The organism is Steroidobacter sp. (assembly GCF_016790065.1).
Classification (GTDB): Bacteria; Pseudomonadota; Gammaproteobacteria; order Steroidobacterales; family Steroidobacteraceae; genus Steroidobacter.
This window is the reverse complement of sequence record NZ_JAEUPY010000849.1, coordinates 1-10,987: the sequence shown is the minus strand read 5'-3', so window position 1 is coordinate 10,987 and position 10,987 is coordinate 1. Positions and strand designations below refer to the sequence as shown.

Genomic DNA, 10,987 nt, shown 5'->3' with positions numbered 1-10,987 from the left:
CTTTCCGCTGCTGTGGATGTTGTCCGTGTCGTTCATGCCGACCGGCGCGGCCAGCACCTATCCGCCGCCGTTACTGCCGGCGAATCCGACGCTCGACAACTACCGTCAACTGTTCGCCAATCACAATGCCGGGCGCTACATGCTGAACAGCGCCATCGTCGCAACCTTGGGAACGTTGATCGCACTGGTGCTCAACACCATGGCCGGTTATGCGTTCGCCAAGCTTCGCTTCAAAGGCCGCGATCGGATCTTCCAAATCCTGCTGGGTGCGTTGGTGATTCCCGCGCAGGTCACCATGATCCCGCTGTTTGCTTTGGTGAAGGAGATGGGACTCATCAGCACCTACGGCGGTGTGATCGTGCCGGTGATGGCCAGCGTGTTCGGCATTTTCTTGATTCGGCAGTACGCATTGTCTCTGCCCGACGAGTTGCTCGAAGCGGCGCGAATCGATGGTGCGAGCGAAGCAAGGATCTTCTGGTCGCTGGTGGTGCCGCTGCTGCAACCCATTTTGGTGACATTGGCCATTCTGACCTTCTTGGCCACCTGGAACGATTTCATGTGGCCGTTGATCGTGCTGACCGATCAAGAGCTACACACGCTACCAGTGGCGCTCGCCGGCCTGTCTCGTGAGCACGTACAAGACAATGAGTTGATGATGGCCGGGGCCGTCATTACGGTGCTGCCAGTGCTGGCATTGTTCTTAGCGCTGCAGCGTTACTACATCGCGGGCATTCTGGCCGGGAGTGTGAAGGGATGAGGGCGCTGGCTTGGATGCTCCTGATGGTGCCGCTGCTGGTGACCGCCGCCGAGCAAGCCCCGCAGCTCGACCTCCGCTCTCTGGACGAGATGGAGAACGCCGCCGATTGGAAGTCCCTGGCTTCTGACGGCGTGAGCGCATCGGTGCATACCGCGAAAGGCGTGCAAGGCAATGCGCTGGTGTTGGAGTACAACCTCAACAACACCGCGGGTTATGCAGCGGCCACTCGCAAACTGCCAGTCACTCTACCGGACGACTACGAGATCTCGTTCTGGATGCGAGGCGAAGCAGGGCGCAACCATTTCGAAATGAAGTTCGTGGATGCCTCCGGCGACAACGTGTGGTGGTTTCGGCGAGCCAATTTCCAAGTCACTGGCGACTGGCAACAGATCCGCATCAAACGCCGACAGATCGATTTCGCCTGGGGGCCTACCAACGACAAAACCTTCAAGCAATTCGCCGGTGTCGAGTTCGTCGTGGCGGCAGGTCAGGATGGTGGTGCCGGTAGCCTGTGGTTCGACAAGTTATCCATCAAACCCATCCAGCGTCCATCGCAAGTCGCGAAGCCGACGGTGACGGCGTCTTCCCAGGACGGCAGTAACGTAGCTGCGCTCGCCTTTGACGGCAAACCCAAAACCAAGTGGCAGAGCGACGCCAGCGGCAACGATCAAACCCTGCAACTCGATCTACAAGCCGTGCAGGAATTCGGTGGCCTGGAAATCGATTGGGCGCCTGAGCTCTACGCACAGCGCTACACCATCGAGCTGTCCAGCGACGGCAAAGCTTGGAACAAGGTGCGCACCGTCGAAGGCGGCAATGGCGGGCGTGACTCGCACTTGATGCCGGAATCGGAAGCGCGATACATCCGACTCACCATGCCGAGCGCCGGTCACGCTGTGGGCATCGGCGAGATCTACGTACGTGACCTGCAGTTCGGCGCGTCGCCGAACGCATTCATCGAATCGCTCGCAAAGAACGCGCGCCGCGGTTGTTATCCGCGCGCGTATTCGAACGAACAAACGTACTGGACCATCATCGGCGTCGATGGTGACAGCGAAGAGAGCATGCTCTCCGAGGATGGCGCGCTCGAAGTTCGCAAGGGCAGCTTTTCCATCGAGCCGTTTGTCCGAGTCAAAGACAAGTGGCTGACCTGGGCGGACATGAAGATCAGCCATTCGCTGGCCGACAACTATCTGCCGATTCCAACAGTGTCCTGGGACCACTCCGATGTGGAGCTCTCGACGACCGCCTACAGCCTCGGCACGCCGGGCAAGGCTCGCTCCGAAGCGCTCTACACCGTTCGTAATCCGACCAAGGGTCGCCGCCAGTACACGCTGGCACTGACGGTGCGGCCATTCCAGGTGAATCCGCCGGCGCAGTTTCTTAACACCGCGGGCGGTGTGAGTCCGATTCAAGACCTGGCGTTCGAGAACGGCGCGGTGCAGGTCGACAGAGTTGCAAGCGTGTTCCCGAAGACGGCGCCGCAATCATTCCGTGCGGTGACATTAGCTGCGGATACGCCGTGCGAATGGCTGGCCGCACCGAGCGGGCCGACCAAGATTACCGACGACAGTGGCTTTGCCTCCGGTGCATTGCTTTATACGCTCGATCTAGCAGCGGGCGAGAGTCGGCAGATTGTGCTGGATCTTCCGCAGCACACCGGCCGTGGCGAACCGCAACGACAGATCTCTGCGAGCACCGAGTCCACTGCAACCTTGGCGGAAGTCGAGCAGCAGTGGCGGGACAAGCTCAATCGAGTCGAGTTGGTTTTGCCCAAGGCCGATCAAGCGCTGTACGACACGCTCCGCACATCCCTTGCTCACGTGCTCATCAATCGCGATGGCCCGGCATTGCAGCCCGGATCGCGCTCTTATGAGCGTTCGTGGATTCGCGACGGTGCCATGACGTCCGAGATGCTCTTGCGAATGGGTCACGCCGATGCCGCGAAGGAGTTTCTAGCGTGGTATGCGCCGTATCAGTTCGCCAACGGAAAAGTGCCGTGCTGTGTCGACCGTCGTGGTGCCGATCCGGTGCCTGAGAACGATAGCCAAGGCGAGTTCCTGTTCCTGATCGACGAGATCTACCGCTACACCGGTGATGAGCAGCTGTTGCGCTCCATGTGGCCGGCGGTGATCAAGACAGTGGATTACATGGACAAGCTGCGCCTGTCGGAGCGCACGCCGGAGAATCAGCAGGGCGAGCGAGCGGCGTTCTTCGGCTTGATGCCGGCATCCATCAGTCACGAAGGCTACTCGGCCAAGCCCATGCATTCGTATTGGGACAACTTCTGGGCGCTGGGCGGCTACGAAGCGTCGATTCGGATCGCTCGCGCGCTCAATGAAAAGAAACAAATGTTCAAGTTCATCGAGTCGCGCGATCAGTTCCGCTCGGATCTGTACCGCTCGTTGAACATCGCGATGCGCACTCACAAGATCGACTACTTGCCGGGCGCGGCTGAGCTGGGCGACTTCGATGCCACATCGACCACCATCGCGCTCACTCCGGTGGGCGAAACGCAGATGCTGCCGCCGAATGAGTTGAACGCCACCTTCGAGCGCTACTGGAAGCATTTCGAGGAGCGTCGCACCGACACCAGTTGGGATGCGTACACGCCGTACGAGTGGCGCAATCTGGGCGCGTTCATTCGGCTGCGCTGGCGAGATCGCGGCGAGGAACTCATCAAGTTCTTCATGAACGACCGCCGGCCGGCCGAATGGAACCAATGGGGCGAGGTGGTTGGTCGTGACGTGCGCAAGAGCCGTTTCATCGGCGACATGCCGCACGGCTGGGTGGCTTCGGACTACGGTCGCTCGCTCTTGGATATGTTCGCGTTCGAGCGCCCGGCGGATGAAACTTTGGTGTTGATGGCGGGCGTGCCCGAAGCCTGGACCCAGAAGGAAGGCTTTGGCGTCCGCAACCTGCGCACGCCGTTCGGCCTGCTCAATTATTCGCTCAAGATCGAAGACGGGCAGGGCACGTTGCATGTCGAGGCCATCGACAAAATGCCGGTGGGGGGCGTCGCCATCTCCTGGCCGGGCGACGCGCCGCCCAAGAACCATTCCATTCGGCAGGGCTTCGGGCGCTGGTTAGGCACTGACCTGCGCATCAGCCAGCTGCCGTTTACTATCGTCTTTCCGCGATGAGCGAACTACTCCGCCAAGGCTGCGCCGTTACTGGCAATGACCTTGGAATAGAAATGGGCGCTGCTTTTGAGCGTGCGCTTCAGGGTTTCGTAGTTCATGTGCACCAGGCCGAAACGCTTGGAGAAGCCGAACGCCCATTCGAAGTTGTCGAACAGCGACCAGGCAAAGTAACCGCGAATGTCGGCACCGCGTTGGATAGCGTCGTGCACGGCGGTGATGTGTTTGCGCAGATAGTCGACGCGCAATGGATCTTCCAGCACCGGCCCTTCCACTTGCGGCGGGTCGAAGAAACAGGCGCCGTTCTCGGTGATGTACACCGGTGGGTTGCCGTACTTCTCCTTGACCCAAAGCAACGTGTCGGTGAGTCCTTGCGGGAACACTTCCCAGCCGGTCTCCATGTGGGTGTGGTGCTTTTGTTTGACCGTGGTGGAGCCGAGCGGCCACGCGTTCGGCTCGGCACGCACGACGGCGCGGGTGTAGTAGTTCACGCCGACGTAGTCGATGGGTTGTTTGATCAGCTTCAAATCGGCGTCGGGCCAGTGCGGCCAGGCGTCGCCAAACACCTCGAGCAACTCCTTGGGATACGAGCCGAGCAACGCCGGGTCGAGATACTGCCGGTTCATGTAGGCTTCGGCGCGTCGCGTCGCTGCCAGGTCCGCTTCGGATTGCGACGCCGGGTACTTGGGCTCGATGTTGACCACCAGCCCGATCTTGTTGCGTCCGCTGGCGCGATAAGCCTGGACCGCCGCGCCATGCGCCATCATGAGATGATGCGCGGCCCGCGGAGCTTCGAACACATTGCGATGACCCGGCGCCAAGATCCCGTGCATGTAGCCACCGTCCGCCACCACCCACGGCTCGTTCAAGGTGGTCCAGTATTGAACGCGGTCGTCGAGGCGACGGAACACGATGTCGGCGTATTCGGCGAACCAGTGCGCGATGTCACGATTCAACCAACCGCCGCGGTCGTCGAGTGCCGCCGGCAAGTCCCAATGAAACAAGGTCACCATCGGTTGAATGCCACGCGACAGCAACTTGTCCACCAGCCGCTCGTAGAAGTCGAGGCCGGCGGCGTTGACGCGACCGGTGCCTTCGGGCAGCACCCGGCCCCAGGCGATGCTGAAGCGATACGATTTCAAGCCGAGCGAACGCATCAGGTCGACGTCGCTGTCGTAGCGCCGATAATGGTCGCAAGTGATATCGGCGTTGTCGCCGTCTTGCACTCGGCCGGGGGTGTGCGAAAACCGATGCCAGGTGCTCGGGCCGGCGCCGTCGGCGAGCGGCGATCCTTCGATTTGATACGCGGACGTGGCGCAGCCCCACAGGAAGTCCTTGGGGAATTGAATGTGGGATGGGATTGGCTTGGTCATGCGCGGAGTTTAGAGGAGCTGGGGCAGGCGTGGCAGCAGTAAAACTCAAAGCCGTTCGTAAGGTTTACAGCAACGGCCATGTGGGTGTGGAGGGCGCCAGCTTCGATATCGCCGATGGCGAGCTGCTGGTGTTGGTCGGCCCTTCAGGCTGCGGCAAGAGTACGTTGCTGCGGTTGATCGCTGGGTTGGAGGAGGCGACCGCCGGCTCCATTCATATCGGCGATGTCGATGTGACGCATCTCGAACCCCGCGATCGGGATATTGCGATGGTGTTTCAGAGCTACGCTTTGTATCCGCACATGACGGTGCGAGAGAACCTTGGGTTCGGCTTGAAGCTGCGAGGGCACACTGAGGCTGAGGTCGCTTCGCGCGTTCAAGAGGCGGCGGATCGGTTGGAGCTGGGTTCGATGCTTGATCGGTTGCCCAAGCAGTTGTCCGGCGGTCAGCGGCAGCGCGTAGCGCTGGGGCGAGCGTTGGTGAGACAGCCGAAGGTGTTCTTGCTCGATGAGCCGCTGTCGAATTTGGATGCCAAGCTGCGCTCGGCCATGCGGACGGAGATTGCCCGGTTGCACCGGTCGTTGCAGACCACCATGGTGTATGTCACTCACGACCAGGTCGAGGCGATGACGCTGGGTCAGCGCATCGTGGTGTTGGATCGGGGCATCGTGCAGCAGATCGATACGCCGATGGCGATTTATGAGCGGCCGGTGAATTTGTTCGTGGCGGGTTTTTTGGGGAATCCGGCGATGAATTTCTTTCGGGGCTCATTGAGTGGCGCTGCGTCTGATCATTCCGTGCTCAGAGGCGAGGACGGCGCCGAGCTTGCCGTACCTTCCGGATTGCCGACCGGCCGGTCCTTGGTTGTCGGCATCCGGCCTGAGGACTTGCAACGTGTCGATGGCGCCAGCCCGCCGGGGAATATTCGGTTGAGTGCGCTCGTCGATCTCATTGAGACCGTTGGTAACGAGTCGTTCATTCATGCCAGCGTTGGGGCGTGGCGGATTATTGTTCGCTCTTCGCCGTATGATTTGCCGCCGCTCGGCTCGACTATCTCTTTACAAGTGTTGCCTGAGCGGCTGCATTTCTTCGATGCCGAGAGCGGGGAACGGATCGCGGCTTAGCTGCGCGCGGTGCCTACGCCGTTCCGGAGGCTCGGTGGCTTGCGGCGGCTGCCGGGGGCTTGTGTTCTTCCGGCACCGGCACGGTCGCAGCGCCATTGCGCCGCTCCGCGCACGTCCCTGATGAGCCTGTAGGAAAACACGTCCCTGTATTTCCAACTGCCGGAAGAACACAAGCCCCCGGCATCCACCGCCTCAGGTGTCGGCTGCGTTCGCAGCGACCCGGAGTCGGAGGCGGAGGCGGAGTTTGCGGTCGCAGTCACGCTTACAGCCGCAAACTCTGCTTGGTCTTCCCTGCAAAACCTTCTTATTCCGGGCCAGCGCAGCTGGCGAAGACACGCGTCCTCATTCCCGCCAGCGCCGCTAAAAATTAAACCTGCGGCTGCGTTATGGCTCGAGCCCCGGAATCGGAAACTCCTTGCAGAGCGCTCTCACCTGATCATGAATGTTTCGCAGCTTCGGTTCGTGCGTCGGGGCGCGAAGCGCCTGAACAAGCCAAGCGGCGACTTGTTTCATCTCCGGCTCTCGCATGCCTCGCGTAGTGAGCGCAGGCGTGCCCAATCGAATGCCGCTGGGCTTCACAGGAGGCCGAGGGTCGTCGGGAATCACTTGTTTATTCACAGTGAGACCAGCAAGGTCGAGCGCCGTCTCGGCGATACGGCCGTCGATGTCGAACGAGCGCACGGTATCGATCACGATCAAATGATTCTCCGTGCCTCCAGTAACCAACGTGCAGCCAAGCTGCAATAACTCATCCGCGAGCGCCCGAGCATTGCGCACCACCTGAGCAGCGTAAGTCTTAAAGGCCGGCAAAGCGGCAAGCTTCAACGTCACGGCAATGCCGGCGACAGCATTCATATGCGGCCCACCCTGCATGCCAGGAAAAACCGCCGCATCAACCTTCTGCGCCAACGACGACTTGCACAAAATCATCCCGCCGCGAGGCCCGCGAAGCGACTTATGCGTCGTCGTAGTGACGATGTCGAAGCCGAAGTCCAAAGGATTCGCCAAAGCGCCACCGGCAATGAGGCCGCCAACGTGCGACACGTCCGCCATACACAAAGCGCCAACATCATCAGCAATCGCACGAAAGCGTGAATAGTCGACTTCACGCGGATACGAAGAGTGCCCGCACAAAACAATCTTCGGCCGCACCTCGCGTGCGGTCGCCAATATCGCGTCGTAATCCAGATGGCCGTCAGGTGGCGACGTCTTGTAGCGAACGAAATTGAAGATGCGTCCCATGCAAGACACCGGCGCGCCGTGTGTGAGATGGCCGCCGTGGGAGAGATCCATAGCGAGCACGGTGTCGCCAGGCGCCAAACACGCCATGTACACGGCCTGATTCATGGGTGAGCCGCTCAGCGGCTGCACATTGGCATGTTCGGCGCGAAATAATTGTTTGGCGCGCTCTATGGCGAGCGATTCGATGCGGTCAGTGAATTGTTGGCCGCCGTAGTAGCGTCGGCCGACATAGCCTTCCGCGTACTTATTGGCGAACACCGAACCGTTGGTGGCGTAAACCTCAGGGAAGGCGAAGTTTTCGGAAGGGATGAGTTCCAGTCCCTCGCGTTGGCGGCGTTCTTCGCCAAGGACGGCGTCGAACACATCGGGATCGGAACAATGGAGTAATTCGAAAGAGATCTGCATGGCGGCGCTCCGAACAAGGTGGGACCTAAGTAAGTGCCCAGGCGAGCGGCCGCAGCAGGGAGTGACCCTGCACGCATGCTTCCCGATGGTTGTTCCATCTACGCCAGTTACATGCGCGGAGCCGATGCTACGCCAAGTTTTTCGTCTTCTGCAAGCTGGCACTCAGCATTCTGGTACCGAAGAGCCGAGGGCGAAAAGTAATGTCGACGTCGTGCGTGGTCATGGCGTCGCCGGAATGATTCGGTGACAATCCGGCGCGATCTCACGCCACTCGGGAATTCGTCATGCCCATCGACTATGCCAAGCTGAAGAGCATGCAGTTGGAGCCGGTCCGCCACACGTACACGCGGCGGGACACGATGCTGTACGCACTCGGGTTGGGGGTGGGCGCGGCCGATCCCACCGACGCGGGCGATCTCAAGTACGTTTACGAGAAGGACTTGGTCGCGTTGCCGACGCAAGTGGTGACGCTGGCTGCGGCGCCGATGTTGTTGACCCGGCCGGAGTTCGGCATCAACTACAAACTGTTATTGCATGCCGAACAGACATTGCAGATTCACAAACCGTTGCCGGTGGAAGCCACGGTGGTCGGCGAAACCAGCATCGATGAGATTTACGACAAGGGCGCGGCGAAAGGCGCCATCTTGTACATGACGCGCAAGGTATTCGATGCGGCGTCGGGCGATTTGTTGTCGACCATGGGCATCGTCTCGTTCCTGCGGGGCGATGGCGGGTTCGGTGGCAAGAGCGAAGGCGCACCCAAGCCGCGGCCGGTGCCGGTGGAGCGGGGGGCCGATCAGTCGGTCGAGCTCACCAACCGGTCCAACCAGGCGTTGATCTATCGCTTGTCCGGCGACTACAACCCCTTGCACAGCGATCCGGAGATTGCTGCCATCGCCGGGTTCAATCGGCCCATCCTGCACGGCCTGTGTCACTACGGCATGGCCGCCCGCGCTTTGATCAGAGCGCTGTGTAACGACGATCCGACGCGCTTGCTGAAGTTCGACACTCGTTTCACCAGCCCGGTGTATCCCGGCGAGCCGTTGCACGTGGAAGTCTGGAACATCGCGGCCGGTGACGCGTCATTCCGGGTGGTTGCCAGCGAACGTAACGTGGTCGTGCAGGACTTCGGTCGCTGCGAATATCGTCTGTAAAACCCGTCGAACTCTAGAGCACTCCGAGCCAACATGTTTGCAGCCTGCGGCGTCATCACCCTCACCACCGATTTCGGTCCCCAAGGGCCGTTCGTAGCGACCATGAAAGGCCGCATCCTGACGCGCTTGCCGGAAGCGCGAATCATCGACGTGACCCACGATGTCCCGGTGTATTGGCCGGCGGAGGCGGGGTTCTGGCTGGCGCGGGCTTACAGCTATTTCCCGGAAGGCTCGGTGCATGTGGCGGTGGTCGATCCGGGCGTCGGCACCAAGCGGGACATCGTGGCAGTGGTCGCTAACGGCCATGCTTTTTTGGCGCCCGACAACGGCCTGCTCGCGCCCATCGTCACCAAGGTGCCGGAGGCCAAGATCTATCGGTTCGATGCCGCCCAGGCCAGCCTCAAGTTCAAGCTGCCGCCGGCCAGTGCCACCTTCCACGGCCGGGACATTTTTGCGCCGTTGGCGGCAGAAATCGCCGGCCGCCGCGCCCAGCCGGCAGACCTCGGGCCGGTCACCCACGACATCGTGCCGTCCTGGGTGGATGAACCCAGCGTGGCCGCCGACCAGGTGGCTGGGGTGGTTATAACCACCGATCATTTCGGCAATTTAATTACCAACATCGACGCCACCCTGATCGAGTCGTTCAGCCGGCCCATGGTCAAAACCGGCGGCCACAGTTTTGCCCTCAGGCGCACCTACGGAGACGTGAGCCCGGGCGAGTTTCTGGCCCTCGTGAACTCCTTCGGCGTGGTCGAAATCGCCCGGGCGGAGCAGAGCGCGGCCGAGGCCCTGGGTTTAGGGAGGGGGGCACCGGTGGTCGTCAGTAATGCCCCGTAACTTGCCAGCACGCTTTTGTTAGCCTGATTCCAGGCCGCCACTGGTCTTAGAACTATTTGGGCGGCCTCGCCTCCAAGCCATTGAAAACCGCCGCGCATCGTATATAGTCCGCTTCGCTTCCGGCCGCGCCGGTACCCGATCTAGTTGATTTGGCTGGATTTTTCAGGAAACCGTAATGGAGAGAGACGACGATCACTTCGATCTCGATGATGACTTCGTCGCCGAAAGCGACGAGGACCAGAGTTACGAGAAGTTCATCGACGCTGGCGCCCGACGCGCCCGTCCGAGCGCCGCGGCAGCGGCCAAAAAAGGCAAAGCCGCCTGGAGCAAACTCGAGGATGTTTTAGCCGACCGGCGCCTGAAGAAAGAACTGAACGATTTCGAAGAAGAATAGTAAGGTGCCGCGCGGGCCACCTGGCACACCGCGCCCCTGCAGCTGATCCCCTCCGGTGCTGGGCATGGAGTCAGGATGGTGCGCGCTGGCCCGCGACCCGATCCTTTTTCATACACTCTAAAGAGCTCACAAATGACGATGGCTGATTCCACGCCCGCGGCGTCGCCGTGGGTGGTGCTCAAGTTCGGCGGTACCAGTGTTTCTTCAGTCGCGAACTGGAAAAACGTTGCGTCAGTAGTCCGCGATCGCTTGGCCGAAGGGCTGCGACCGGTGGTGGTGCACTCGGCGTTGTCCGGCATTACCGATCGGCTCGAGCAATTGCTCGCGGTGTCGCTCGACACTCATAACGTCGTGGGCAAAGAATCGCAGGCGGTGATGGATCAGATCGAGCAGCGCCATCGCGATCTGGCGCGCGATTTGGGTGTCACTCCCAGTCACGATCTGGAAGAACAGTTCAAACGTTTGCGACAAATTGCCGCGGGCATCGCGCTCGTCGGTGAAGTGAGCGAGCGTCTGCGTGCCCGCGTGATGGCGCAGGGCGAATTGATGGCGACTCGGCTCGGT

General features: G+C 60.9%; 8 protein-coding genes, 1 pseudogene and 1 riboswitch. Of the genes and pseudogenes, 7 read left to right on the top strand and 2 right to left on the bottom strand.

Features of this window, described 5'->3' with window-relative positions:
- Positions 1-757, top strand: a 757-nt coding sequence (locus JNL55_RS34120) for a carbohydrate ABC transporter permease (protein WP_293865378.1), incomplete at its 5' end; no start/stop codon positions are given.
- Positions 754-3,900: a discoidin domain-containing protein gene (locus JNL55_RS34115; protein ID WP_293865375.1), complete on the top strand. Its 3,147-nt coding sequence runs from the start codon at positions 754-756 to the stop codon at positions 3,898-3,900. The genes JNL55_RS34120 and JNL55_RS34115, both read left to right, overlap by 4 nt.
- Positions 3,901-3,905: 5 nt before the next feature.
- On the opposite strand, the gene JNL55_RS34110 is transcribed toward JNL55_RS34115, so the two are convergent.
- A complete protein-coding gene (locus JNL55_RS34110; RefSeq protein WP_293865372.1) occupies positions 3,906-5,270 on the bottom strand; it encodes a GH1 family beta-glucosidase in 1,365 nt (454 codons plus the stop codon).
- A 29-nt stretch (positions 5,271-5,299) separates the two neighbouring features.
- Here JNL55_RS34110 and JNL55_RS34105 point away from each other — a divergent pair, with 29 nt between their 5' ends.
- Positions 5,300-6,391 (top strand): ABC transporter ATP-binding protein, encoded by a 1,092-nt coding sequence (locus tag JNL55_RS34105; protein ID WP_293865369.1) that lies wholly within the window; start codon positions 5,300-5,302, stop codon positions 6,389-6,391.
- Between the two features lie 384 nt (positions 6,392-6,775).
- Here JNL55_RS34105 and glyA read toward each other — a convergent pair whose 3' ends face one another.
- Positions 6,776-8,038 (bottom strand): serine hydroxymethyltransferase, encoded by a 1,263-nt coding sequence (gene glyA, locus JNL55_RS34100; protein ID WP_293865366.1) that lies wholly within the window; start codon positions 8,036-8,038, stop codon positions 6,776-6,778.
- A gap of 28 nt (positions 8,039-8,066) precedes the next feature.
- Positions 8,067-8,159: riboswitch (ZMP/ZTP riboswitch) on the bottom strand.
- A gap of 163 nt (positions 8,160-8,322) precedes the next feature.
- Here glyA and JNL55_RS34095 point away from each other — a divergent pair.
- The 4 genes and pseudogenes from JNL55_RS34095 to JNL55_RS34080 form a co-directional block, all read left to right on the top strand.
- Positions 8,323-9,192, top strand: coding sequence for a MaoC/PaaZ C-terminal domain-containing protein (locus JNL55_RS34095; protein ID WP_293865362.1), 870 nt, complete (start codon positions 8,323-8,325; stop codon positions 9,190-9,192).
- A gap of 33 nt (positions 9,193-9,225) precedes the next feature.
- Positions 9,226-10,029: an S-adenosyl-l-methionine hydroxide adenosyltransferase family protein gene (locus JNL55_RS34090; RefSeq protein WP_293865359.1), complete on the top strand. Its 804-nt coding sequence runs from the start codon at positions 9,226-9,228 to the stop codon at positions 10,027-10,029.
- 175 nt (positions 10,030-10,204) lie between these two features.
- A complete protein-coding gene (locus JNL55_RS34085; RefSeq protein WP_293865356.1) occupies positions 10,205-10,423 on the top strand; it encodes a hypothetical protein in 219 nt (72 codons plus the stop codon).
- Positions 10,424-10,561: 138 nt separating this feature from the next.
- Positions 10,562-10,987 (top strand): annotated as a pseudogene (locus tag JNL55_RS34080) (bifunctional aspartate kinase/diaminopimelate decarboxylase); the annotation flags it as partial.

What these genes read in the sequence shown, in the direction of transcription:
- JNL55_RS34115 (WP_293865375.1), top strand. Translation starts at nt 754, where the DNA reads ATGAGGGCGCTGGCTTGGATGCTCCTGATGGTGCCGCTGCTGGTGACC.
- JNL55_RS34110 (WP_293865372.1), bottom strand. Translation starts at nt 5,270, where the DNA reads ATGACCAAGCCAATCCCATCCCACATTCAATTCCCCAAGGACTTCCTG.
- glyA (WP_293865366.1), bottom strand. Translation starts at nt 8,038, where the DNA reads ATGCAGATCTCTTTCGAATTACTCCATTGTTCCGATCCCGATGTGTTC.
- JNL55_RS34095 (WP_293865362.1), top strand. Translation starts at nt 8,323, where the DNA reads ATGCCCATCGACTATGCCAAGCTGAAGAGCATGCAGTTGGAGCCGGTC.
- JNL55_RS34090 (WP_293865359.1), top strand. Translation starts at nt 9,226, where the DNA reads ATGTTTGCAGCCTGCGGCGTCATCACCCTCACCACCGATTTCGGTCCC.
- JNL55_RS34085 (WP_293865356.1), top strand. Translation starts at nt 10,205, where the DNA reads ATGGAGAGAGACGACGATCACTTCGATCTCGATGATGACTTCGTCGCC.